Here is a 25,555-nt window from a genome sequence, read left to right on the forward strand (position 1 = left end):
CCCGACCGGCCACCACCGGCCACACCACCAGGAGCCCTCTCGTGCCCCGCACCCCCGCCCGCCGCCGTGACACCCGTGCCCCGCGTCCCAATCCGCTGGACGCCGCGGGGATCACGTACATCGACTACAAGGACACCGACCTGCTGCGGAAGTTCCTCTCCGACCGCGGCAAGATCCGCAGCCGCCGTGTCACCCGGGTGAGCGCCCAGCAGCAGCGGCAGCTCGCCACCGCGATCAAGAACGCCCGCGAGATGGCGCTGCTCCCTTACCGGAGCCGCTGAGCCGCGCGCCGCCCGCCGCGGCCACCGCGCCCCGATCGCGGGGCCGCAGGACCGCGGCCGTCGGCCGCCGCTCGCGCGCAACCCACGAGGCTCCCCGCAGCCGCCCCCCTTCCCTCACCCGAAAGGCAGTCCACATGGCCGTCCCCAAGCGCAAGACCTCCCGCGCCAACACCCGTCACCGCAGGGCGCAGTGGAAGGCGAGCCCCCCGACGCTCGTGACCGTGACGGTGGACGGGGTCGCCCACCGCGTCCCCCAGCACCTCGTGGCGGCCTGCCGGCGCGGCCTGCTGCGCCCCGGGGAGTGAGCGCGGTGGTCCGCCGCGCGCGCCCCGGACGGCCGCGATGAGCGCCCCGGGGCCGCGGGTCACCGTGCGCACCGAGGTGTGCGTCGGCGCGGGGCAGTGCGTACTCGCCGCCGCCGAGGTCTTCGACCAGGGCGAGGACGACGGCCTCGTACGCCTCGTCGACCCGCACCCCGCGCCCGCGCTGCTCCCCTCCGTCCGCGAGGCACGCCATCGCTGCCCCTCCGGGGCGATCACCCTCCACGACGAGGGCCACTGAGAAGCCCGCCGCACCGCGTACGCGCCTCCGCTTCTCCCGCTCCCGATTCCCTTGCTCACGAATGGAGTTGTCCATGTCCTCGTCCTCCCTGCCCCCGCCCGTCGGCAGACGGCGCTTCCTCGCGTCGGGCGCGGGTGCCGCGCTCGCACTCGGCGGGGGCGCCGCTCTGCTCGCCGCCTGCTCCTCCGACGAGGAGAAGCCCGCCAAAGGCACGGATTCCGGCAAGGGCCGCTCCGGCGGCACCCTGCGGGCCGCGTTCGTCGGCGGCGGCGCCTCCGAGACCCTCGACTTCTTCCGGGGGCCCTCCGCGCTCGACATGGTGCGGGCCCGCGCCTGGCACGGCACCCTCGGCAACCTGGACCCGAAGGCCGAGGACGGGGTGCGGTACGGCGTGCTCAAGGGCATCGACATCTCGGCGGACCTCGGCACGTACACGCTGCGGCTGCGCGAGGACGTGCGCTTCACGGACGGCTCGCGGCTCACCCCCGCCGACGTCCTGCACTCCCTGCGGCTCGCTGCCGCCAGCACCCTGCCCGCCTTCAAGCTCATCGCGCTCGACTTCGATCTGAAGCGGGCCAGTGCGCACGGCGCCCACGCGGTGCGCCTGCCGACCCTGCGGCCCATCGCCGACGGGCGCCTGATCCTGTGCCAGGGCAACTTCCTCGTCGTCAAGGACGGCACGCGGGAGTTCACCGAGCGGACGCCGAGCTGCGGCCCGTTCCGGCTCACCGAGTTCGTGCCCGGGCAGGGCGCCGCCTTCCGCCGCCACGACGGCTACTACGACGAGGGGCCGCTGCTCGACGGCCTCGAACTGCGCTCGATCGCCGACGCGCAGGCCCGGCTCAACGCGCTGACGAGCGGCCAGGTCGACTTCGCGCACGACCTCGCGCCGGTCGCCGCGCGCACCCTCGGCACGAACGAGCGCGTCAGGCTCGCGCCCTCCAAGAGCCCGTACCTCGTCGCGCTGTCCTTCCGGATGAACATGCGCGGCAAGCCCTTCGACGACGTCAGGGTCAGGGAGGCGTTCAAGCTCGCCGTGGACCGCGAGGCGCTCGTCCGCACGGTGTTCCACGGACAGGCGACCGTGGGCAACGACCTGCCCTCGCTCGGCTTCCCCGACTACGCGCGCGCTCTCCCGCAGCGCGCCCACGACCCCGAGGGCGCCAGGCGGTTGCTCAAGCGGGCGGGGGCCGACGGCATGGAGATACGGCTGACGACCGGGCCCGAGACCCCGGGCATGGTCGAGGCGGCGACGCTCTACGTCGAGGACCTGCGCGCGGTGGGGGTGCGCGCGAGCGTGCGCGAGCTGCCCGCGGGACAGCTCTTCGCCGACTTCGCCGCCTACAGCCGGCTGCCCTTCGTCGCCGCCTTCCAGGTGCCGGTGCCCGCGCTGCCGACGTACCAGATGAACACGGCGGGCGGCTCGCCCTCGGCGCTCGGCTGGAACCGCCCGGACGTGGACGCGCTCGTGGCGCGGGCGCGGGCCGGTACAGGAGCGGAGGCCACGAAGCAGGGAAGCTCGGCGCAGCGGAAGCTGTGGGAGGAGGGCAACACGGTCCTGCCCGTCTTCAAGCCGTACCTCAACGCGCAGGCGGCCGGGGTCGGCGGGATCGCCGACGACCTCTTCGAGCAGTTCCCCGGCTTCTCTCGCGCGGCACTGCGGTGAGCTGGCCGGTCTTCCTGGCCCGTCGCGCGGCCTGGGCCGCCGTCATGCTCGTCCTCGTCACCGGTCTCGTCTTCGCCGCCACGTCGGTGCTGCCGGGGGACGCGGTCAGCGCGGTCGCGGGCGCGGACGCCACGCCCGCCGAGCGCGCGGCGGTGCGCCACGGGATGGGGCTCGACCTGCCGGTGGCCGAGCGGTACGCGCGGTGGGCGGGGAGGGCCGTACGGGGTGATCTCGGCACCGGGCTCGTGGGGCACCGGCCGGTGGGGCAGGTGCTCGGGGACCGGCTGCCCGCGAGTCTCCTCCTCGCCGGGCTCACCCTGCTCCTCGTCGTGCCCTGCGCCACCGCGCTCGGGCTGTGGGCCGGGCTGCGGCGCGGTCGTGCCGCGGACCGGCTCGTCTCGCTCGGGGCCCTGGCGGCCGCGAGCGTCCCCGAGTTCGTGACGGCGGCGCTCCTGATCGCGGTCTTCTCGGCGGGCCTCGGGCTGCTGCCCCGGGTCGTCCTCGTGCCCATCGGAGGCTCCCCGCTCCAGGCGCCCGGCGGGCTCGTACTGCCGGTGCTCGCCCTCGCCGGGGCAGGGCTCGCGACGGCGACGCGGCTCGTGCGGGCGGCCGTCGTCGAGGTGGACAGCGCCGCGTACGTCGAGGCGGCGCGGCTCGACGGCGTGCGCGGGGCGCGGCTCGCGCTGCGGCACGTCCTGCCGAACGCGCTGGGTCCTGCGGTGCAGGGCCTCGCGCTGACGGCCGGGGGACTCGTGGGCGGGGCCGTCGTGGTCGAGAGCGTCTTCGACTATCCCGGCATCGGCCGCGAACTCCAGCGGGCGGTGGCGGCACGGGACACCCCGATGGTGCTCGGCATCGCGACGGCGCTCGCCGCCGTCGTCCTGCTCGTCCTCCTGGCGGGCGACGTCCTCGCCCGGCTGCTCGACCCGGTGGGAAGGACGCGGCGGTGAGCGGGACGGTGGCGGTACGTGCCGCGCGGCCCGCCGTGCTGCCGTGGCTCGCCGGGGCGGGCGCCGCCCTCGTGCTCGGCCTCGCGCTCCTGGGCCCCCTTCTCGCGCCCCACGACGCGCGGGCGCAGGTGGGAGCGGCGTACGGAGGACCCGCACCCGGGCTGCCGCTCGGCACGGACGTGCTGGGGCGCGACGTGCTGAGCCGGGTGCTGTGCGGCGGGCGCGGGATGGTGCTGACCGCGGGTGGCGCCACGCTGCTCACGAGCGTGGTGGGCGGCGCGGCGGGCGTGCTCGCCGGGCTGCTGCCGGTGCGTGTGGGGGAGGCGGTGCAACGGCTGGTCGACGTGCTCGCCGTGGTCCCGCCGCTGCTGCTCCTTCTCGTGCTCTCCGCCGGTCTGCCCGGCAGCGATTTGGCCACGGTCCTCGCGGTCGCGCTGGCCACCGCACCCTTCTCGGTGCGAGTGCTGCGCGCGGCGACGGCGCGGGTCGTGACCACCGGATACGTGGAGACGGCGCGGGCGCGCGGCGACGGAGTGCTGCGCGTGGCACGCCACGACGTGCTGCCGCAACTCGCGGGGACGGCGCTCACGGAGGCGGGACTGCGGTTCGTCGCCTCGCTCCACCTCGCGGCGACGGCGGGTTTCCTGGGGCTCGGCGGGAGCGGCGCGGAGCCGGACTGGGGGCGCATGGTGAGCGAGAACCTGCCCGGCGCCTCGCTCGCCGTGGCGCCGTTCCTCGTGCCGGCCCTCCTGCTCGTGGCCCTGTCGGTGTGCGTGGGACTGCTCGCCGACCGGCACGCGGGCGCGGGGACGACGCGGTGAGGGACGGGCAGGCGGTACGCGGGGGTGACGGCGTGAAGGGCGGGCAGGCGGTGCGCGCGAGTGCGGGACCGACGGGCACGGAGCCGGTACGCGTGGAGGGGCTCACGCTCGGCCCGGCCGGGGGCGGCGCGCCCGTCCTCGCGGACGCGGGCCTCGTGCTCGGGGCCGGCCGGGTCCTGGGGATCGTGGGCCGCTCGGGCTCGGGCAAGAGCAGCCTGGCGCTCGCGCTGCTCGGGCACGTACGCCCCGGGCTCGGCCTGCGCGCGGGCAGCGTGCGCGTCGCGGGCGCCGACCCCTTCACGCCCGAGGGCGCGCGCCGGGTACGGGGGCGGCTCGCCGCGTACGTGGGACAGGACCCGGCGGCGTCGCTCAACCCGGCGCGCAGGATCGGCGCGCACCTCGCGGACGCGGTGCGGCGCGCCGATGTGCCGCCCGGAGCGGCCGCGGAGCGCGTGGCGGTGCTCCTCGACCGCGTACGGCTGCCGCAGGAGCGGGCCTTCCTGCGGCGCAGGCCGCACGAGGTGTCCGGGGGTCAGGCGCGGCGGGTGGTACTTGCGGCGGCACTCGCGAGCGCGCCGCGGCTGCTCGTGCTGGACGAGCCGACAGCCGGCCTGGACGACGGACTCGCCTGGGAACTGCGGGAGTTGATCGAGGAGACGGCACGGGAGGCGCGGCGGTCCGTCGTGCTCGTGAGCCATGATCCGCAGTGGGTGGGGTCCCTCGCCGACGAGGTCGTGCGGCTGGAGGCGGGACGGATCGCGACACGCGGCACACCCCGCACCGTCCTGGCCGCAGGGCCGGAGCCCCGGCGAAGGCGGAGCGCGTCCGGTGCCGCGCGGGTCGGCGGGCTGCGCGTGTCGGGGCTCTTCGCTGGGCCCGGGCGGGGCGCGCCCGTGCTGCGTGATGTCGGCCTGACGGTGGCCCCGGGGACGTGCACCGCCGTGCTCGGGGCCTCCGGGGCGGGCAAGACGACCCTGGCGCGCTGCCTCGCGGGGCTGCTGCGCCCTGCGGCGGGGACCGTGGCGTGGGAGGAACCGGGCGGGACGCGGCAAGAACGCGCGGCTCCCGTGCAGTTGGTGGCGCAGGACGCGCACGGGGCGCTCAATCCGCGCGAGTCCGCTGAACGCGCCCTGACCCGCCCTCTGACCGGGCTGCGCGGACTCGCCCCCGACCGGGCGGCGGCCGAGGCGCGGGCGCTGCTCGCCCGGGTCGGTCTGGGGGCCGGTGTCCTCGCGCGGCGCCCGGGGGCCCTCTCGGGCGGGGAGCGGCAGCGCGTGGCGCTCGCGCGGGCCCTCGCCGCGGGGCCGAGGGTGCTGGTGTGCGACGAGGTGACCTCCGCGCTCGACCCGGACACCGCACGCGAGATCGTGGACCTGCTCGACGAGCTGCGGCGGGTGGACGGACTGACCCTGGTCCTGGTCTCGCACGACCTCGCGGCCGTCGCGCGCCGCGCGGACCGTGTCGTCGTCCTGGACGCGGGGCGGGTCGTGGAGGCCGGTCCCGCGCACGAGGTGCTCGCGCGCCCGTCCCACCCGGTGACGGCGGCACTCGTGGGGGCCAGGGAACGGGGTACGGGGCGGAAGTGAGGCGCGGGCCGCCGCGTGGGTCCCGCCACCGCGCGGCACCCTCCACCGCGTCAAGACGCCCGTGGTGGAGGAAGGATGCCGCGTCATGCCGTCCGCGGCGCGTCCGGGGGCGTTTCACGGCCCGTACGGGAGGCGCGGCCTTCGCCGGTCCGGGCGCGTTCCCGTGCCGTACCGGGCGCTTCCCCGTGCCGTACCGGCTGCGTTCCCGTGCCGTACCGGCTGCGTTCCCGTGCCGTACCGGCTGCGTTCCCGTGCCGTACCGGCTGCGCCCCGTCAGGCGGCGTGCCACGCCCCCGTATCCCCCTGGCCCTTACCCGCCCTGCCCTGTCACTCCGGCCTCCGGCAGGAGACCGGCTGCCAGCGCCTTCTTGTCCACCTTGCCGACCGGCGTCAGCGGCAGCGCGGGCAGGACGACCACCTGATCGGGGACCTTGTAGGCCGCGAGGCCCCGGTCCTCGCGCAGGTAGCCGGAGAGGTCGTGGACGTCCGGGGCCGGGTCGCCCTCGCAGGTGACGAAGGCGACGGCGCGTTCGCCCCGGTGCGGGTCCGGGACGCCGACGAGCGCGGCCGCGCTGATCCGGGGGTGCGTGAGGAGGTGTTCCTCGACCTCGGTCGCCGCGATCTTCTCACCGCCCCTGTTGATCTGGTCCTTGACCCTGCCCACCACGACGAGGTGGCCCGAGGGGAGCCGCCGTACGAGGTCCCCGGTGCGGTAGTGGCCCTCCGGCGTGAAGGCGCGGGCGTTGTGCGCCGCGGCACGGTAGTAGCCGCGCAGGGTGTACGGGCCGCGCGTGAGGAGTTCGCCCGGTTCCCCGTCGGGGACAGGCGTGCCGTCGGGCCCGATGACGAGGATCTCGTCGTCGGGCGAGAGCGGACGTCCCTGCGTCGTGCGGATCAGCTCGTCGGGGTCGTCGACGCGGGTGAGGTTGAGCAGGCCCTCGGCCATGCCGTACACCTGCTGGACCGTCGCCCCGAGCGCCGGGCCGAGCCGGGCGGCGAGCGCGTCGGGCAGGCGGGCGCCACCGACCTGGACGAGGCGCAGCGAGCGCACGGACTCCGGGTCCGCGCGGGCCTCTTCCATCCAGTGCGGGACGAGCGGCGGGCTGAGCGCGGTGAGCGTGACGCCCTCGCGGGCGATGAGCGCGAGGCCGGTCTGCGGGCTCGGGTCCGGGGCCAGGACGACGGTGCCGCCCGCGCTGAGCGTGCCGAGGACGCCCGGGCAGGCGAGCGTGAAGTTGAAGGCGACGGGGAGCACGGCGAGGTAGACGGAGTCCTCGTCGAGTCCGCACACCCCGGCGGCGGCACGGGCGTTGTAGGCGTAGTCGTCGTGCGTGCGCGGGATGAGCTTCGGCAAGCCCGTGGTGCCGCCGGAGAGCAGCAGCAGCGCCAGGTCACCGGATTCCGGCGGGTCGTCGTCGGGCGCGTCATCGGGCGCGCCGCGCAGCTCCGCGTACGGCACGAAGTCCTCGTACGGGCCCGCCTCGCCGACGACGATCACGCGGCACCGGCTGTCGTCGGGCAGCCCGGCGAGGACCTCCCGCATGAGCGCGCGGTGGTCCTGGCGGGCGTGCCGCTCGGGTACGACGCAGGCGGCCGCTCCCGAGAGCCGCACGAGGTGCGTCAGTTCGGCGCGCCGGTGCCCCGGCATGGCGTGGACAGGTACGGCGCCCAGGCGTTGCAGGGCGAACCACAGCAGGACGAACTCGGCGACGTTGGGGAGCTGGACGACGACGCGGTCCCCGCGCCGGATGCCGAGGTCGCGCAGCCCGCGGGCGAGCCCCCCGGTCTCCGCCGCGAGTTCCGCGTACGTCCACCGGCGCGCGCCGTCCACGAGGGCGGTGCGGCCGGGGCGTTCGCGGGCCCAGGCGCGCACCTCCTGGCCGAAGGTGAGCCCGCGCCAGTAGCCGGCGCGCCGGTAGCGCTCGGCCGCTGCCGGGGGCCAGGCGGGGTGCGTGTGCTCCTTCTCGTGTGCGCGGCGGGCGTTCGTCGGCGGGGGGTGATCCATGACGTGCTCCTGGGGGTCGGGTCGGGGGGCGCGGGTGAGGAGGGCCCCTTGAAACGTGCTTGATTCTAATGATAATCATTTTCATGAACGTGGGTGACCCCCTCGCGGCCCTCGTCCGCGAACGCACCGGGTCCCGTCCACGCGCTGCGTCCCCTTGCCCCGACCGGAGGTCGACCCCGCTGTGAATGAGCACCCCCGCGGCCCGTACGCCGGGACCGAGACACCGAACCCGCCGGGCGGCGGCCCCTCGCCCGAGGCCGTCCGCGCGGCGGTGTCCGAGGCCCTGGGGGCCGGGGAACTCGACGAGGACCGCGACCTCTTCGCGCTCGGCCTCGACTCGCTCGCGCTGATGCGGCTCGTGGGCGCCTGGCGGCGCGCGGGCAGCTCCGTGACCTTCCAGGACCTCGTGGACAAACCCGTCCTCAGCGCCTGGTACACGATCCTGCGCGAACGGGCCGGGGCCGTCCCCGAGGCGCCCGCGGCGCCACCGCCCACGCGCGGCGCCGATGACGGGGCACCCTTCGCCCTCTCGGCCATGCAGCACGCGTACTGGATCGGCAGGCAGGACGGACAGCCGCTCGGTGGCGTCGCCCCGCACTTCGCCGTGGAACTCGACGGCACCGGCCTCGTGCCCGAGCGGCTGCGCCCCGCGCTCGACCGCCTCGTGGACCGGCACGGCATGCTGCGCGCGCACGTCGACGCGGACGGCAGGCAGCGGTACGGCGACGGGCCCGCGCACTTCACCGTGCACGACCTGCGCGCGCTGCCGGGCGACGAGGTGCGCGCCCGCCTCGCGGAGCTGCGCGAGCGGCACACGCACGCGCGCCCCGACCCCGCGGCCGGGGAGCTGTTCCGTACCGCCCTGTGCCTGCTGCCCGGTGGCCGCACCCGCCTCCAGATCGGCCTCGACATGATGGCCGGGGACGCCCTCAGCCTGCGCGTGCTCCTCGCCGACCTGCGCCACCTGTACGCCCGCCCCGAGGAGCCGCTGCCGCCGCTCCCGCTGACCTACCGCGACTACCTCGCCGCACGCGCCGCCGACCCCGGCGCGGCGGCGAAGCGGGCGGCCGACCGCGCGTGGTGGCACGAGCGCCTTGCCGGGCTGCCCCGGTCCCCCCGGCCGCCCACGACCGTCGCCCTGGAGCGGCCCGTCGCCGCCACCGACACGGCGCTCACGCACGTGCGACGGCTGCACCACTGGATCGGCCCGGCCGAGAAGGACGCCTTCGCCGCGCGGGCCAGGAGCCACGGCCTGACCCCGGCCGCCGCGCTCGCCACCGCCTTCGCCGAGGTCCTCGCGGCCTGGAGCGGCAACCGCCGCTTCCTGCTCAACCTCCCGCTCTTCGACCGCGAGCCGTACGCCCCCGAAGTCGCCTCCCTCGTCGGCGACTTCAGCTCCTCGCTCCTGCTCGACGCGGACCTGACCGAACCGCTGCCGTTCCTCGCGCACGCCCGCCGGGTGCAGGACGGCATCCGCGCGGGCGTCGCGCACGGCGCGTACGGCGGTGTCGAGGTCCTGCGCGATCTGACGCGCGCCGAGGGCTCACCCGTCCTCGCGCCCGTCGTCTACACGAGCGCCCTCGGGCTCGGCGAGATCTTCACGCCCGAGGTCCAGGAGGTCTTCGGGCGCCCCGTGTGGATCATCTCGCAGGGACCGCAGGTCGTCCTCGACGCCCAGGTGACCGAACTGGACGACGGGCTGCTGCTCAACTGGGACGTACGCGACGGAGTCCTCGCGCCCGGCGTCCCGGACGCCGCCTTCGCCGCGTACCGCGCGCTGCTCACCTCGCTCATCGAGGACGAGAGCGCCTGGGAGCGGCCGGTCGGCCCGCTCGTGCCCGCCGCGCAACTCGCCGCCCGCGAGGCGGCGACCCCGGCCCGCGTGCCCGCGTCGGGCGAGCCGCTGCACGTGCCCTTCTTCCGGCACGCGGCCGAGCACCCCGGGCGCCTCGCGCTCGTGCGCGAGGACGGCACCCGGCTCAGCTACGGCGAACTGGCCGAAGCCGCCCGCCGGGTGACCACGCTGCTGCGTGAGCACGGGGTCGGCGAGGGCGACACGGTGGCGATCACCCTGCCCAAGGGAGCCGCCCAAGTCGTCGCCGTGCTCGGGGTGCTCGCCGCCGGGGCCTGCTACGCGCCCGTGGGGACCGGGCAGCCCGCCGCGCGGCGGCGCCGCGTCCACGACACCGCGGGGGCCCGGCTCGTCCTGACCGATCCGCAGCACGCGGAGCTGTGCCGGGCGGTCCAGGGGCTCACCGTCCTCACCCTCGACGAGGCCACCGCGCGGCCCCCGGCGGCCGAGGTCGGCGAGCCGGGACCCGGGAGCCCCGCGTACCTCCTGTTCACCTCGGGCTCGACCGGGACCCCGAAGGGCGTCGAGGTCTCGCACCGGGCGGTCGTCAACACGCTCGAAGCGCTCGGCGACCGGTTCGCCATCGGGCCGCGGGACCGCAGCCTCGTCCTCTCCGCGCTCGACTTCGACCTCGCGGCCTTCGACCTGTTCGCGCCGCTCTCGGCGGGCGGCGCCGTCGTGGTCGTGGGGGAGGAGCACCGCAAGGACCCGCACCACTGGACCGCTCTCGTACGCGGCCACGGGGTCACGCTCCTCCAGTGCGTGCCCGCCGTCCTCGACCTCCTTCTCGCGGCCGGCGCGGACACCGGGCTCGGCAGCACCCCGCGGCTCGCCCTGCTCGGCGGCGACTGGATCGGGCTCGACCAGCCCGCGCGGCTGCGCGCCCTCGTACCCGGCTGTCGCTTCGTGGCGCTCGGCGGGATGACGGAGGCGGCCGTGCACTCGACCGTCTTCGAGGTGGACGAGGTGGAGCGGGACTGGGCCTCGGTGCCCTACGGGACCCCGCTGCGCAACATGCGTGCCAGGATCGTGGACGCCCACGGGCACGACTGCCCCGACCACGTGCCCGGCGAGCTGTGGATCGGCGGCCCCGGCGTCGCCACCGGCTACCGGGGCGATCCCGAACGCACCGCCGCACGGTTCGTGGAGCACGACGGCGAGCGCTGGTACCGCAGCGGAGACCTCGCGCGCTACCGCACGGACGGCGTCATCGAGTTCCTGGGACGCGCGGACCACCAGGTGAAGATCGGCGGGCACCGGATCGAACTCGGCGAGGTCGAGACGGCGCTGGAGGCGGACCCCGCGGTGCTGCGCGCGGTCGCCGTCGTCGTCGGCGAACCGACCCGCAGGCTCGCCGCACTCGTCACCCCGGCACCGGGCGGCGCCGCCCCCGTACCGGACGAGGTGCGCGCGCGGGCCGCCGGGCGGCTCGTCGGCTACATGGTGCCCGACACCGTCCTCGTCAACGACGCGCTGCCGCTGACCCCCCACGGCAAACCGGACCGCACCGCGATCACCCGTCTCCTCACGGCCCACGCCCGCGACGAACGGCCGGCGGGCGACGCGCCCGCCGGCCCCACCGAGGAAGCGGTGGCCGCCGTGTGGGCGGAACTCCTCGGCGTCCGCGCGATCGGCAGGGACGACAGCTTCTTCGCGCTCGGCGGGGACTCCCTCCTCGCCACGCGCGTCGTGGGACGGCTGCGCGCCGCGGGTTTCACCGACGCCGCGGTCGCCGCGCTCTTCGCCGCGCCCGCGCTGCGCGCCTTCGCCGCGCGCCTCGCGCCCCGCACGGCGACAGGCGCACCCGCGCCGTCGGCCCCCCTCGCCGATCCCGCGCACGCGCACGAGCCCTTCCCGCTCACCGACGTCCAGGCCGCTTACCTGAGGGGCCGTGACTCCGGCTTCACGCTCGGCGGGGTCGGCACCTGGCACTACAGCGAGTTCGACGGCACCGACGTGGACGTCGACCGCCTCGCCCGCGCCTGGAACCGCCTCGTGCGCCGCCACGGCATGCTGCGCGCCGTCGTCGACGAGGACGGCACCCAGCGCGTGCGCGCCTCGGTGCCGGAGATACGCGTCCCCGTCGACGAGACGGACGCCGAGGGCGCCGCCGCCGCGCTCGCCGCGCTGCGGGAGCGCATGTCGCGGCAGGTGCGCGATCCCGGCTCCTGGCCGCTCTTCGACCTCGCCGCGCTCCGCTACCCGGGGGAGGACGGCAGGACCAGGACCCGGCTCGCCGTGGGTCTCGACTACCTCGTGCTCGACGCGCTCTCGCTCACGACGCTCTACGAGGAGCTGAACACCCTCTACGACGACCCCGACGCCCCCCTGCCGCCGCTCGCCCTCACCTTCCGCGACTACCTGACGAGCACGGCCCCCGCCCCCGAGACGGTCGCCGGGGCCAGGGAGCACTGGAGCGGCAGGCTCGCCGAACTGCCCCCGCCGCCCGCCTTGCCGCTCGCCACGGAGCCCGAACTCCTCACCGCGCCGCGCTTCACCCGGCGCCGCCTCCGCATCGCCCCGGACCGCTGGCGCGCCGTCAAGGAGCGCGCCGCCCGGCACGGACTCACCCCCGCCACCGTGCTGTTCGCCGTGTACGGCGAAGTACTCGCGGCGTGGAGCGGAGCGGACGCCGTCGCGGTCACCCTCACCCTCTTCAACCGCCGCGAGGTGCACCCGCACGTCCACCGCGTGCTCGGGGACTTCACCTCGCTCGCGCCCGCCGCCTACCGGCGCGCCGGGGCGAGCTGGCTGGAGCGGCTGCGCGAGACCCAGGCCAGGCAGGCCGCCGACCTGGACCACCAGGACGTGCCCGTCGCCTGGCTGCTGCGCGAGACGGCGCGCCGCTCGGGACCCGGCGCGGCCGTCGTGTTCACCGGTGCGCTCGGCGTCGGGGACGCCTCGCTCTCCGGGCCGGCGACGGGCTTCCCGCCGAAGGTCTGGGGACTCTCGCAGTCGCCGCAGGTGTGCCTGGACAACCAGGTCACCGAGGAGGACGGGGCCCTCGTCGTGACGTGGGACGCGGTCGACGACCTGTTCCGCGCGGGCGTCCTGGACGCCATGTTCGCGGCGCACACCCGGCTCCTGGACCATCTCGCCGCGAGCGACTGGGACGCGCCCGTGCCGTGTGTCGTGCCGGAGGAACAGCGCGAGGCACGCGCGCGGGCGGCAGCCGAGTCCGCCGGGCCGGCCCTCGCCCCGCGCACCCTGCACGAGTCGTTCTTCACGCAGGCCGCAGCCGCGCCGGGCCGCACCGCGCTCGTCACGCCCGACGGCACGCGCACGAGCTACCTGCGCCTCGCGGACGAGGCGCTCCGCACGGCCGCCGCGCTGCGGGCGCGCGGGGTCAGCGAGGGCGACAGGGTCGCCGTACGGCTGCCGAAGGGCCCGGCGCAAGTGGCCGCCGTCCTCGGGGTGCTCGCCGCGGGGGCCGTGCTCGTGCCCGTGGGTGTCGAGCAGCCGCCCCACCGCCGCGAGCGCGTGCACGCGCTCGCGGGCATCCGCGTCACCCTCGCCGAGGACGCCGGGCCCGGCGTCCTCACCCCGGCCGACGCGCTCGCCCACGCACCGCTCGGCGCGCCCGTCCTGCCCACCCCGGGGGCGCCCGCGTACGTCGTCTTCACCTCCGGCTCGACGGGCGAGCCGAAGGGCGTGTGCGTCTCGCACGCCGCCGCGTGGAACACCGTCGCCGATGTCACCAGGCGCCACCGCGTCCGCGCGCGAGACCGGGTGTTCGCCCTGTCCGCGCTCGACTTCGACCTCGCCGTGTACGACCTCTTCGGGCTCCTGTCGGCGGGCGGCTCGCTGCTGCTGCCGACCGAGGAGGTCCGGCGCGACCCCGGCGGCTGGCCCGGCCTCGTGCGCCGCTTCGGCGTGACGGTGTGGAACACGGTGCCCGCGCTGCTCGGGCTGCTCATCGACGCCGACGAGCACGGTGGCGGCCCGCCCGCCGACCTGCTCGGTCTGCGCACGGCGCTCGTCTCGGGCGACTGGATCGGCCTCGACCTGCCCGGGCGCCTGCGGGCGCGCACGGCGGAAGGCTGCCGCTTCGTCGCCCTGGGCGGTGCCACGGAGGCCGCCGTGTGGTCCAACACGTACACCGTCACCGAGCCGCCTCCCGGGTGGCCGTCGATCCCGTACGGCAGGCCGCTGACCGGGCAGGAGTACCGCGTCGTCGACGCGGAGGGACGCGACTGCCCCGACTGGACGGCGGGCGAGCTGTGGATCGGCGGACTCGGGCTCGCCGAGGGCTACCTCGGCGACCCGGAGCTGACGGCGCGGAAGTTCCCCGTGCGCGACGGGCGGCGCTGGTACCGCACCGGGGACATGGGCCGGTTCAGGCCGGGCGGGCTCATCGAGTTCCTGGGCAGGCGCGACTCCCAGCTGAAGATCTCGGGACACCGCGTCGAGGCGGGCGAGATCGAGGCCGCGCTGGAGGCCCAGCCGGGCATCGCGCGGGCCGCCGTCGTCGGCGCGGGACCGCGCACGGCGCGCCGGCTCGTGGCCTTCGCCGTACGGGACGCCGGGGACGCCGGGAACGGCGCGGACGCCGGGGACGCCGGGGACGACTCCGTACGTGCCGCGGCCGGTGAGGACCCCCTCGCCGCGCAGGTCCTCACCCGCCTGCGCGTCCGGCTCGCCGCGTACGCCGTGCCCGGACGCCTCCACTTCGTCGACGCGCTGCCGCTCACCGGAAACGGCAAAGTGGACCGGGCCGCGCTCCTCGCACGGGCCGAGGAGTACGAGCCCGATCAGGGCCGGGCGGGCGCACCACCCCGTCCCGGCACCGAGGCGGAACTCGCCGCGCTGTGGGAGACGTGCCTGCCCGGCACCGCGCGCGACCGGCACGCCAACTTCTTCGCCGCGGGCGGCGACAGCCTTGCCGCGATGCGCCTCGTCGCCGCCGTGGGCCGCCGCTTCGGCATCCCCTTCCCCGTGCGCCGCCTCCTCGCGGCCCCGGACCTCGCCGCCCTCGCGGCCGACATCAGCAGGACCGTCGCCGAACAGGCGACCGACACCGAGAGCGGAGCGCTGTGAACACCACCGAACTGCTGGCCGAGTACGCGGCCGAAGGCATCGAACTCTGGGAGGAGGAAGGGCGCCTGCGCTTCCGCGCCCCACGGGGCCTGCTCACCGGGGAGCGCCGCGAGCGGCTCCTCGCGCACAAGGAGGAGATCCTGCGCCACCTCGCCGCCGCCGAGGGGCCCGTCCTGCGCCCGGACCCGGCGGCTCGGCACGAACCCTTCCCGCTCACGCCGGTGCAGTCCGCCTACCTCCTGGGCCGCGCCGACGGCCACCCCTACGGGGGCGTCGCCTGCCAGGCGTACGTCGAACTCGGCTACCCGGAGCTGGACGCCGAGCGGGTCACGCGGGTGTGGCGGGAGCTGACGGAACGCCACGACATGCTGCGCGCCGTCGTCCACGAGGACGGCTACCAGCAGGTGCTGCCCCAGGTGCCCGCCCCCGAGGTCCTGGTGGCCGATGCGGCCCCCGGGCAGGAGGAGCGGACCAGGGCCGGGGTCAGGGCGCGCATGACGACGCGCCGTTCCCCCGCCGACCGCTGGCCGCTCTTCGACCTGGCGATCACGCGCGCCCCCGACGGGGACCGGCTCCACGTCGGCTGCGACATGCTCGTCGTGGACCACGCGGGACTGCGCCTGCTCCTCGCCGAGTTCGACGCCGCCTACCGGAGCACGGCGCCGGAGCACCCGCCACTCGGGCTGAGCTTCCGCGACTGCGTGCTCGCGCGGCGTGCACAGGCGGGAACACCCGCGTACGAGCGCGACCGCGCCTACTGGGCGGCCCGCGTCGACGAACTGCCGCCCGCCCCCGAACTGCCGCTCGCGGAACGGTGGGCCGCGGCACGTGACACCGTCGCGGACTCCTCCGCCTCTCCCGCGACACCCCCGGTCACCTTCCGGCGGCTCGAACGGCTGCTCGGCCCGGACGCGGCGGGGCGGCTCGGGGAGCGCGCCGCGCGCCGCGGGCTGACCCTGTCGGGCGTGCTCCTCACCGCCTACGCGGAGGCCGTCGGCCGCTGGTCGCGCGGCCCCCGCTTCACGCTCAACGTGCCGACGGCGGACCGGCCGCCGCTGCATCCGGACATCGGCCGGGTCGTCGGGGACTTCACCTCGCTCGAACTGCTCGCCGTGGACCTCACCGTTCCGGAGTCCTTCGCCGAGCGCACCCGGACGCTCACGGGGCGCCTCCTGGAGGACCTGGAGCACACGCGGTACGGAGGGACCGAGGTGCTGGCCGAACTGTCGCGCCGTGCGGGCGCGCCCGTCCTGATGCCGGTCGTCTTCACGAGCGCGCTCGGCGGGCGCGGGACGGCGGACCTGCCGGTCGCCTACGCCGCGACGCGTACACCGCAGGTGTGGCTCGACTGCCAGGCGATGGAACGCGGAGACGCGCTCGCGCTCTCCTGGGACGTACGCGAGGGCGTACTGCCCGAAGGCGTGGCCGAGGACATGTTCGCGGGCTACACCGCGCTCGTGGAGGCGCTCGCCGCGCCGGGGGACGCCGCCGACGCCGCGTGGGAGCGCCCGGCCGACCTCCCGCTGCCCCCCGCGCAGGGCGAACGGCGCGCCGCGTACCACGCGAGCGAGGGACCGCTGCCCACCGGGCTGCTGCACGAGGCGTTCCTGGCCAGGGCCGCCGCCCGCCCGGACGCGCTCGCCGTCGAGGCACCGGGGCGCGCCCTCACGTACCGGGCGCTCGCCCGGCGCGCGGGCGAGGTGGCCGCGCGGCTGCGCGCGCTCGGCCTGGAGCCGGGCGAGCGGGTCGCGGTGTGGATGGACAAGGGCTGGGAACAGACGGTCGCCGTGCTCGGCACCCTGCTCGCGGGCGGTGCCTACCTGCCGGTCGACACCGCGCAGCCGGTCAGGCGCCGCGACACGATCCTGCGGGACGCCGCCGTGCGCCACGTCCTGACGCAGTCGTGGCTCGCCGAACTCGCCGACCTGCCGGGCAACCTCGCGGTCATCGCCGTCGACACCCTCCCCGAGGCGCCCGCCGACCCGCTGCCCACGCCCGGTCCGGCCCCCGACGACCTCGCCTACGTCATCTACACCTCCGGCTCGACGGGGACGCCCAAGGGCGTCATGATCAGCCACCGCGCCGCCCTCAACACGATCACGGACATGAACCGGCGGTACCGGATCGGCGCCGGGGACAAGGTGCTCGGCGTCGCGGGCCTCGGCTTCGACCTGTCGGTGTACGACCTGTTCGGGCCGCTCTCCGCGGGTGGGACGCTCGTGCTGCCCGAGGAGGAGCGCAGGGGCGATCCCTCGCACTGGGCCGAACTGCTCCACGAGCGCGGCGTGACGGTGTGGAACTCGGTCCCCGGGCAGCTCCAGATGCTCTGCGACTGGGTGCGCTCGGCGCCGGGGGCGCGGCAGGCCCCGCTCAGGCTCGCGCTCCTGTCGGGCGACTGGATACCCGTCGCCCTGCCCGAAGAGGCGCGGTCGCTCTGGCCGTCCCTGGAGGTCGTCGCGCTCGGCGGCGCGACCGAGGCGGCCATCTGGTCGATCGCCCACCCGGCCGGCGACGTGGACACGGAGCGCCCCAGCATCCCGTACGGACGGCCGCTCACCAACCAGCGCGTACACGTCCTCGACCACACGCTGCGCCCCTGCCCCGAGTGGGTGCCCGGTGAGCTGTACCTCGCGGGCGCGGGACTCGCGCTCGGCTACCTGGGCGACGAGGAGCGTACGGCGGAGCGCTTCGTACGCCATCCGCTGACCGGCGAGCGGCTCTACCGGACGGGCGACCTGGGGCGCCAACTGCCGGACGGCACCGTGGAGTTCCTCGGCCGCGAGGACACCCAGGTCAAGATCAGGGGGTACCGGGTCGAGCTGGCCGAGGTGGAGGCCGCGGTGCGGGCGCACCCCTCGGTCGGGGCGGGCGCGGTCGTCGTGGACGACGGGGCGAGCGGTGGGCGCAGGCTCGCCGCCTTCGTGGAGAGCGGACGCAGGGCACCGGGCGCCGCGTCGGCGCTCTCGCACGAGGCCGCCGAGGCGGCCCGCGAGGCCATCACCGAGGCGGGCGCCGCGGTGGACGGGGCGCGGCTCGGTGCCTTCATCGAGGCCCTGGACGCCACCGCCCTGGACGTCATGGCCCACCTCATCGGCTCGGCCGGGCTCTGCACGGGACCCGAGGGCCACACCGCCGACCAGGTGTGCGCGGGACTGCGGGCGACCCCCCGCCACCGGCACCTGGTACGGCGCTGGCTGCGCGCGCTCACCGCCCACGGGCGCCTGGCGCACGACACGGAGAGCGGCACCTACGCGCGGCTGACCCCCGTGGACGGCGCCGCGCTGGACACCGCGTGGCGCACCACCGCCGCGCTGGAGGCGGAGGTCGGCTGGTCGACCGAACTGCTCGGCGTCATGCGCACGTGCGCCGACCGGCTGCCGGAACTGCTCGCCGGGGAGGTGGAGGTGGCCGCGCTGCTCTTCCCCGGCGCGGCGACAGGGGCAGCCGACGCCGCGTACCGCGACAACCTGGCGATCCGCCACCTCAACCGGGGCGTCGTCGCCGCCCTCACCCGCGTCGCCGCGGCGCACACGGGCGAGGAGCGGCTGCGCGTCCTGGAGGTGGGCGGGGGAGTCGGCGGCACGACCGCCGAACTCGTCCCCGCACTCGACCGCTACGGCGTCGACTACCTCTTCACCGACGCCTCGCCGTTCTTCGTCGACGAGGCCCGCGAGCGTTTCGCCGAGCAGCCGTGGGTGCGGAGCGCCCGCTTCGACCTCGACCAGGACCCGCGCGCACAGGGCCTCGTGCCGAACTCCTTCGACGTCGTGGTGTGCGCCAACACGCTGCACGCCGCCTCGGACACGGACGCGGCGCTGGAACGCCTGCGCGCGCTCCTCGTGCCGGGCGGGCGGCTGGTCTTCGTGGAGAACACCAGGGACCTGCACCCGCCGCTCCTGGTGTCGATGGAGTTCCTGGAGCTGGCGGGGGCCGAGTGGACGGACCAACGGCCCGCGCTCGGGCAGTCCTTCCTCACCGGGCCGCAGTGGCACGCCCTGCTCGCGCGGCACGGGGCGACGGACGTCGTCGCGCTGCCCGGCGCGGGGGAACCCCTCGCCCTGACCGGTCAGGAACTCTTCCTCGCGGTGCTCAAGGACGACCGGGTACCGGTCACGGAGGGCGAACTCGTACGCGACGCGGCCAACCGGCTGCCCGCGTACATGGTCCCCGCGGTGTGGCAGCTCGTGGACGCGCTGCCGCGCACCGCCAACGGCAAGACCGACCGTGCGGCGCTGCGCTCCTGGCTGCCGCGCGAGGCCGCGCCGCCGCGCGCGGACGAGCCGGCGGAGCGCCCGATGGACGCCCTGGAGCAGGAACTCGCCGCCCTGTGGGCGGAATTGCTCGCCGTGCCGCGGGTCGGCGCGCACGAGGACTTCTTCGACCTCGGCGGGGACTCGCTGCTCGTCGCACGCATGGTCGGCAGGCTGCGCGAGCGGGTGCCGTACGCGGAGGACCTGGAGTGGGAGGCGGTCCTGCGGCACCTCCTGCGGCGGCCCACCGTCGCCGGACTCGCCGCCTTCCTGCGCGATCGCGCGGGTGAGGAGGCCCCGGACCCCGCGGCGCCCGCCGACCCCCTCGTGCACCTGCACGGCTCACGGTCCGCCGAGGAACCCGTCACCGTCCTCGTCCACGCGGGCACCGGCACGGTCATGCCCTACCGGGCACTCGTCACCGAGATCCGGCGGCGCTCGCCCGGCCTCGCCACCGTGGTGGGACTGGAGGTGCCCGGTCTCGACCGTTACCTCGCCGCACCGCCGGAGGGGCTGATCGAGCAGCTCGCCGCCGAGTACGCCCAGGCGCTGACCCGCGAGGGCGCCCGGCGCTTCCACGTCGTCGGCTACTGCCTCGGCGGCCTCGTCGCCACCGAGGTCGCCCGCTCCCTCGCCGAGTCCGGCGCCGTGGTCGAGAGCCTGACGGTCATCAGCAGCCACAGCCCGCGCTTCCGGCTCGACGACGAACTGCTCTCCGAGTACGCCTTCGCCGTGATGATGGGCATCGACCCGGCCGACCTCGGCTTCCCCGCCGACGAGAACCGGGTCGCCGCGGCGGCCGACGCCGTACTCGCGCAGAGCCCCGGGGTCCTGCGCGACGGCGGACTCGCCGCGCTGGAGGGCGAGTTCGCCGACGTCGGCGCCTGTTTCGCGGCGCTCGCCGCCGTCCCGCGCGAGACCCGCATCGTACGGATGTGCGAGGCGGTCCCCGCCGGCGCGGGCAACTACGCGCCGGACCACATGACCCGCCTGTTCTCGGCCTTCCGGCAGAGCGTCTTCGCGATCACCCGGTACGCGGCCGAACCGTACGCCGGGGACATCACCTTCCTGCGTCACGACGGCGCCTACCCCTTCCCGGGGAGCAAGGCGGCGGTCAACACCTACTGGGAGGAACTGACGCTCGGCGACCTGACCATCGTGGACATCGGCGGCGACCACTTCAGCTGCCTCGCGCCCGAACACGCCCCGGCCGTCCTCAAGCTCATCGACGAGCTGACCTCCGGGGCGGTGACCCGGTGAACGGCGAGGGGACGATCGGCGTGCTCGGCGCCTCCGGAGCCGTCGGCCGCGCCGCCGTGCGCGCGCTGCGCGACCTCGGGCACACCGGGCTGCGTCTCGGGGGACGCGCCGAGGAGCCGCTGCGGGACGTGCTCGCGGGCGAACTGGACGGGCGGGGGCACGTCGTACCGGCCGACATGGACGACGCCGGCTCGCTCGCCGCCTTCGTGACGGGCTGCGACCTGGTGCTCAACTGCGCGGGCCCGAGCTACAGGTTCGGCGCGAGGGCGGCCCGCGCCGCGCTCGCCGCCGGGGCCCACTGCGTGGACGTCGCGGGCGACGACCCCGCGGCCGAGGACCTGCACGCCCGCCCGCTGCCCGAACTCGCCCGGCGCGCCGTGGTGCTGTCGGCGGGAACGCTGCCGGGACTGTCGGGCCTGCTGCCGCGCCTCCTGGCACGCGGGCTGGACACGGCCCTCGCGCTGGAGGCGTACTGCGGCGGCCTCGAACCCTGCTCGCCCACGGTCGCGGCCGACCTCCTCCTCTCGCTCACCGCGGGCGGCCCCGGCGGCTCCGCCTACGGCGATGCGCTCGCCGCGGTACGCGGTGGACGCCGCGCCCCCCGGGTGCTGCGGGCCGACCCCGACGCGACGGCGCCCGGCTTCCCCGGCCGGGTCGCCCTGGTGCCCTTCCTCGGCGAGGAGACGGTACGGCTCGCCACCGCGCTCGGCCTGGAGCGCGCCGACTGGTGGAACGTGCACCCCGGCACCCGGGTCCACGCGCTGCTCACCGCGCTGCCCGCCGCGCTCGCCGCGGGTGAGGAGCCCCGGCTCCTGGAGGAGCGACTGCGCCGCGCGGCGACCGTGGACCTCGCGGGGCGCTCCCCGTACTACGCGATGGAGTTCCGGATCACCGGCAGCGTGCGCGGGGTTCCCGCGGCGCGTGGGCTGCGGCTGCGCACCACCAGCAGCTACCGGCTCACCGGTGCCGTGGGAGCCCTCACGGCGGACGCCGTCGCGCGTGGCGCCGTAGCGCCCGGGACGCGTTTCGCGTGCGACGTACTCGATCCGGAGGAAGTCGTCAGCGGCCTCACGAAGCTCGGGGCGGCCGAAGTCCTCGTACGGGACGCGCGGGACCCGGCGGCGGGGGCCGACACGGACACGGAAGAGGAGGGGGAACTGTGAACGGCCCCGACACCGGCCACGGCCCCGACACCGGCCACGGCAGCGCCGCCGGCACCGGCACCGGCATCGGCCACGGACCCGGCGGGAGCGCCGCCACCGCCACCGCCACCGTCACCGCCGCCCCGCTGCGCGTCCTCGTCTGCGGCACGAACTTCGGGCGTTTCTACGCGGAGGCGGTGCGCGATCGGCCCGGCTTCGTCCTCGCGGGCGTGCTCAGCAGGGGCTCGGCCGCCTCGCGCGCGCTCGCGGAACGCCACGGCGTCCCGCACCACACCGAGGTGAGCGCGCTGCCGGACGGCATCGACCTCGCCTGCGTCGCGGTGGGCTCGGCGATCTCCGGCGGCGCGGGCACGGAGCTGGCGCTCGCGCTGCTCGACCGGGGCGTGCACGTACTCCAGGAACACCCGGTGCACCTGGACGACATGACGCGCTGTCTGCGCCTGGCCCGCGCCCGCGGGGTGCGGTACCGGGTCCATACGCACTACCCGTACGTCGCGCCGGTGCGCCGCTTCCTCGCGGCGGCGCGACGACTGCGGGAGCGGCAGCGGCCGCTCTTCGTGGACGCGGCGAGCCCGGTCCACCTCATGCACCCGCTCGTGGACGTGCTCGGGCGCGCGCTCGGCGCCGTGCGGCCGTGGCGCTTCGACGAGGGCCCCACACGCCCGGGACAACCGTTCCAGACGGTGAGCGGCACCCTCGCGGGCATCCCGCTCACGCTGCGCGTGCAGAACCAGCTCGACCCCGGCGACAGGGACAACCACGCCCTGCACTGGCACCGGATCTCGCTCGGCACCGAGGGCGGCGTCCTCACCCTCGCCGACACCCACGGACCCGTCCTGTGGAGCCCCCGGCTCCACGTCGCCCGCGACCCGGGGCACCGCTTCGTCATCGAAGGGCCGGGCACGGAAGCGCTGGAACGGGCGACCACCTCGGTGCTGGGCGAGACGGGTTCCTTCCGCGACGTGTTCACCCGGCTCTGGCCGGACGCCATCGGGCTCGCCCTGGACGGGATGCGCACGGCCGTGGCGGAGCACGCCGATCCGCTCGCCGGAGCGCAGTACGACCTGACCGTGTGCCGGATCTGGTCGGCACTCGCCGCGCGCCTCGGCCCGCCCGAACTCGTCCGCCCCGGACCCCCGAGCCCCCTGCCGGTCGAGGCGCTGTTCCCGGAGCACCCCCGCCCAGGGGACGCGGGCACGGACCAGGACGGGCCCCGGGAACCCGCCCCCGCGTCCGTCAGGCCCCCTACCGGAACGGCCGACGGCGCCCCCTACGACGCCTCCGCCGAGTTCTTCGACCTCGTCGCCGCCACGCACACGGCGACAGCGAGCGCCCCGGCCGTCGCCGCGCTCCTCTCCGGCGCCGACCTCTCGCACGGCCCGGTGGCCGACATCGGCGCGGGCACGGGACTGCTCACGCAGGCCGTGGCCCGCGCCCGCCCGGACACCGAGGTCTTCGCGTGCGAACCCGCCACCGGCATGCGCGCCGTGCTCACCAGCCGTGTCTTCGGCGATCCCGACCTGCGTGCCCGCGTCACCGTCACCGCCGACCGGGCGCCCGACGTCGACCTGCCCGACCGGCTCGGCGCCGTCCTGCTGTGCGGGGTGCTCGGCCACCTGACCCCGGAGGAACGCGCCCGGCTGTGGCGGGAGTTGCTGCCCAGGCTCGGCCCGGCGAGCCCCGTCGTCGTCGAACTCATGGGCCTGGAGGAGCCGACGGAGCTGGCCGAGGCCAGGACGGCGACGGCCCACGCCGGCCGTCATACGTACGCCTGGTGGTTCTCCGGCGGCCCCGACCCCGGGGAACCGCGCGCGATGCGCCTGCGCAGCACCTGGCGGGTCCACGAGGAAGGCTCCGCCGCCCCCGTCCGCGAGGTCAGCGACACCCACCGCTGGTGGCCCTTCGGACTGCGCACGGTCGAGGAGGAGTCCGGCCTGCGCGCCCGCCTCCTCGACACCCGGCCGGGAGCGCCCCCGCTCGCGGTCCTGACCAAGGCCCCGGCCCACGAACAGCTCCCCTTCACCCACGACAGCGAGGACCCGCGATGACCACCCCCGCCGAGCAGCCCCACGAGGCCCCCGCGGCCAGGGACTTCCCCCTGCGCCGCACCTGCCCCTTCGCCCCGCCCGCCGCGTACGCGGAGCTGCGCGCCGAGCAGCCCGTGGCCCCCGTGACCCTCCCGACCGGCCGCCCCGCCTGGGTCGTCACGCGCTACGAGGACGTACGCGAACTGCTCGCCGATCCCCGCGCGAGCGCCGACATCCGGCGCCCCGCCTTCCCCGCGCTCGGCGAGGGCGAGCAGGAGGTGGGGGCGCGGCTGCGGCCCTTCATCCGTACCGACGCGCCCGAGCACACGCGCTACCGCCGCATGCTCCTGCCCGAGTTCACCGTCCGGCGGGTGCGGGCGATGCGCCCGGCCGTCCAGGCACTCGTGGACGAACTGGTGGACACGATGCTCGCGGGCGGCGCCCCCGCCGACTTCGTCCCGTTCTACGCCAACGCCGTCTCCACCTCCGTCATCTGCGAACTGCTCGGCATCCCGCGCGAGAACCTGGAGTTCTTCCGCGACGTGACCCGGATCTCGGGCTCGCGGCACAGCACGGCCGAGCAGGTGAGCGAAGCCCTCGGCGGGCTCTTCGCGCTCCTCACCGATCTCATCCGCGCGCGCGAGAAGGACCCGGGCGACGACCTCCTGTCCCGGCTCGTCGTCCAGCACCTGCGCACCGGCGCGCTCACCCTGCCCGAACTCCTGTCGACCGTCGGCATCACCATCAACGCGGGCCGCGAGACCAGCACGAACATGCTGGCGCTGAGCACCCTCCTCCTGCTCAGGCGCCCCGACCTCGTGGCCGAGCTGCGCGCCGACCCCGCACTCATGCCCGCCGCCGTGGACGAACTGCTGCGCGTCATGTCGATCGCCGACTCGATCCCGCTGCGGGTCGCCGCCGAGGACATCGACATCCCCGGCGGCACGCTGCCGCGCGACGAAGGCGTGATCGCGCTCCTCGCGGGCGCCAACCACGACCCCGAGCAGTTCGCCCACCCCGAGCGCGTCGACTTCCACCGCCCCTCCAACCACCACGTCGCCTTCGGCTACGGCGTGCACCAGTGCATAGGCCAGCACCTCGCGCGCCTGGAGCTGGAGGTCGCGCTGGGAACCCTGATCCGCCGGGTCCCCACCCTGCGGCTCGCCGAACCCGACGCCGAGGTCGCCTTCAAGCACGACTCGGCCACCTTCGGCATCGAGCGCCTCATGGTGGCCTGGTGAACGCGGGAGGCGTCCACGCGGCGACCGGCGCGCGCGGGGCACTGCGCTGCTGGCGGCCCCGGCCGGCCGCGCGCTGGCGGCTCTTCTGCCTGCCGCACGCGGGCGGCGGCGCCGGGTCCTTCCGCGCCTGGGCCGCGCTGCTGCCACCCGAGGTGGAACTGTGGGGCGTGCAGTACCCGGGGCGCGAGGACCGCTTCACCGAACCCTTCGCACCGGACATGACCACGCTCGTCACGGCACTGGCCGCCGAACTCGCGCCGCACGCGCGGCGCCCGTACGCCCTCTTCGGGCACAGTATGGGGTCCGCGGTCGCCTGGGAGCTGGCCCACGCGCTGCGCGCGGCAGGGGCGCCCGAGCCGCACCGCCTCTTCGCCTCGGGCCGCCGTTCCCCCGCGACGGCCGTCACGGGCACCCTTCACCTCCAGGACGACGACACGCTGTGCGGGGAGCTGGGCAGGCTCGGCGGGACGACCCCGGAGGTCCTCGCCGATCCCGGGCTGCGGTCCGTCGTGCTCGGCGGCGTACGGGCCGACTACCGGCTCATCGAGACCTACCGGCCCACGCCGAAGCCGCCCCTGAACTGTCCCGTCGAGGTCTTCACGGGGGACACCGACCCCGAGTTCCCCGCGACGGCCGCTGACCCGGACGGCGGCTGGGCCGCGCTGACGCGGGGCCCGACCCGCGTCCGCGTCTTCCCCGGCGACCACTTCTACCTGACACAGCGTCGCGCGGACGTCGTCGCCGCACTCGTACGACGCCTGGACCCCGCCCTGCCGACGGGAGGCCGGCGGTGGCCGAGCACCCCGTGACCACCGCGCGGCCCACGGCCTCCACCACCCCGCCGCCCGTACACCC

14 protein-coding genes are annotated in these 25,555 nt (G+C 76.2%); 13 read left to right on the plus strand and 1 reads right to left on the minus strand.

All coding sequences use genetic code 11. The features are described 5' to 3' along the window. The first annotated feature begins 41 nt into the window (after window positions 1–41). From rpsR to ACQYWQ_RS29205, 7 genes are all read left to right on the plus strand, one after another. Window positions 42–281 (plus strand): 30S ribosomal protein S18, encoded by a 240-nt coding sequence (rpsR, locus tag ACQYWQ_RS29175; protein WP_431038797.1) that lies wholly within the window; start codon window positions 42–44, stop codon window positions 279–281. A gap of 134 nt (window positions 282–415) precedes the next feature. Next, on the plus strand, window positions 416–586 hold the full coding sequence (gene rpmF / locus ACQYWQ_RS29180) for a 50S ribosomal protein L32 (protein ID WP_431038798.1): 171 nt from the start codon (window positions 416–418) through the stop codon (window positions 584–586). A gap of 37 nt (window positions 587–623) precedes the next feature. Beyond that, entirely contained in the window at window positions 624–842 is a 219-nt protein-coding gene (locus ACQYWQ_RS29185; RefSeq protein ID WP_431038799.1) for a ferredoxin, read from the plus strand. Between the two features lie 73 nt (window positions 843–915). Further along, complete coding sequence (locus tag ACQYWQ_RS29190; protein ID WP_431038800.1) at window positions 916–2,508, plus strand: ABC transporter substrate-binding protein; 1,593 nt, start codon at window positions 916–918, stop codon at window positions 2,506–2,508. Further along, window positions 2,505–3,458: an ABC transporter permease gene (locus ACQYWQ_RS29195; protein WP_431038801.1), complete on the plus strand. Its 954-nt coding sequence runs from the start codon at window positions 2,505–2,507 to the stop codon at window positions 3,456–3,458. Before ACQYWQ_RS29190 ends, ACQYWQ_RS29195 begins: the two co-directional genes overlap by 4 nt. Further along, window positions 3,455–4,279, plus strand: a complete 825-nt coding sequence (locus tag ACQYWQ_RS29200; protein WP_431038802.1) for an ABC transporter permease — start codon at window positions 3,455–3,457, stop codon at window positions 4,277–4,279. Before ACQYWQ_RS29195 ends, ACQYWQ_RS29200 begins: the two co-directional genes overlap by 4 nt. After that, window positions 4,276–5,865: an ABC transporter ATP-binding protein gene (locus tag ACQYWQ_RS29205; RefSeq protein ID WP_431038803.1), complete on the plus strand. Its 1,590-nt coding sequence runs from the start codon at window positions 4,276–4,278 to the stop codon at window positions 5,863–5,865. The genes ACQYWQ_RS29200 and ACQYWQ_RS29205 overlap by 4 nt, the downstream gene beginning before the upstream one ends. Before the next feature lie 310 nt (window positions 5,866–6,175). On the opposite strand, the gene ACQYWQ_RS29210 is transcribed toward ACQYWQ_RS29205, so the two are convergent. Then, window positions 6,176–7,870, minus strand: coding sequence for a (2,3-dihydroxybenzoyl)adenylate synthase (locus ACQYWQ_RS29210; protein WP_431038804.1), 1,695 nt, complete (start codon window positions 7,868–7,870; stop codon window positions 6,176–6,178). A gap of 181 nt (window positions 7,871–8,051) precedes the next feature. Here ACQYWQ_RS29210 and ACQYWQ_RS29215 point away from each other — a divergent pair, with 181 nt between their 5' ends. The 6 genes from ACQYWQ_RS29215 to ACQYWQ_RS29240 are packed head-to-tail and all read left to right on the plus strand — an operon-like array spanning window position 8,052 to window position 25,509. Further along, the gene (locus tag ACQYWQ_RS29215; RefSeq protein ID WP_431038805.1) at window positions 8,052–14,759 is read left to right on the plus strand and encodes an amino acid adenylation domain-containing protein; all 6,708 of its coding nucleotides are present in this window, start codon (window positions 8,052–8,054) and stop codon (window positions 14,757–14,759) included. Beyond that, window positions 14,756–20,269 (plus strand): amino acid adenylation domain-containing protein, encoded by a 5,514-nt coding sequence (locus ACQYWQ_RS29220; RefSeq protein ID WP_431038806.1) that lies wholly within the window; start codon window positions 14,756–14,758, stop codon window positions 20,267–20,269. The genes ACQYWQ_RS29215 and ACQYWQ_RS29220 overlap by 4 nt, the downstream gene beginning before the upstream one ends. Then, window positions 20,266–21,432, plus strand: a complete 1,167-nt coding sequence (locus tag ACQYWQ_RS29225; protein WP_431038807.1) for a saccharopine dehydrogenase NADP-binding domain-containing protein — start codon at window positions 20,266–20,268, stop codon at window positions 21,430–21,432. The genes ACQYWQ_RS29220 and ACQYWQ_RS29225 overlap by 4 nt, the downstream gene beginning before the upstream one ends. Beyond that, window positions 21,429–23,480, plus strand: coding sequence for a Gfo/Idh/MocA family oxidoreductase (locus ACQYWQ_RS29230; RefSeq protein WP_431038808.1), 2,052 nt, complete (start codon window positions 21,429–21,431; stop codon window positions 23,478–23,480). Before ACQYWQ_RS29225 ends, ACQYWQ_RS29230 begins: the two co-directional genes overlap by 4 nt. Further along, on the plus strand, window positions 23,477–24,700 hold the full coding sequence (locus tag ACQYWQ_RS29235; RefSeq protein ID WP_431038809.1) for a cytochrome P450: 1,224 nt from the start codon (window positions 23,477–23,479) through the stop codon (window positions 24,698–24,700). Before ACQYWQ_RS29230 ends, ACQYWQ_RS29235 begins: the two co-directional genes overlap by 4 nt. Continuing rightward, window positions 24,697–25,509: a thioesterase II family protein gene (locus ACQYWQ_RS29240; RefSeq protein ID WP_431038810.1), complete on the plus strand. Its 813-nt coding sequence runs from the start codon at window positions 24,697–24,699 to the stop codon at window positions 25,507–25,509. The genes ACQYWQ_RS29235 and ACQYWQ_RS29240 overlap by 4 nt, the downstream gene beginning before the upstream one ends. Window positions 25,510–25,555 lie beyond the last annotated feature (46 nt).

This window comes from Streptomyces sp. P6-2-1, assembly GCF_050613165.1.
Lineage (GTDB): Bacteria > Actinomycetota > Actinomycetes > Streptomycetales > Streptomycetaceae > Streptomyces.

Bases quoted from the DNA above. Each gene is read 5' to 3' on its own strand.
- rpmF (WP_431038798.1), top strand. From the start codon at position 416: ATGGCCGTCCCCAAGCGCAAGACCTCCCGCGCCAACACCCGTCACCGC.
- ACQYWQ_RS29185 (WP_431038799.1), top strand. From the start codon at position 624: ATGAGCGCCCCGGGGCCGCGGGTCACCGTGCGCACCGAGGTGTGCGTC.
- ACQYWQ_RS29190 (WP_431038800.1), top strand. From the start codon at position 916: ATGTCCTCGTCCTCCCTGCCCCCGCCCGTCGGCAGACGGCGCTTCCTC.
- ACQYWQ_RS29210 (WP_431038804.1), bottom strand. From the start codon at position 7,870: ATGGATCACCCCCCGCCGACGAACGCCCGCCGCGCACACGAGAAGGAG.
- ACQYWQ_RS29235 (WP_431038809.1), top strand. From the start codon at position 23,477: ATGACCACCCCCGCCGAGCAGCCCCACGAGGCCCCCGCGGCCAGGGAC.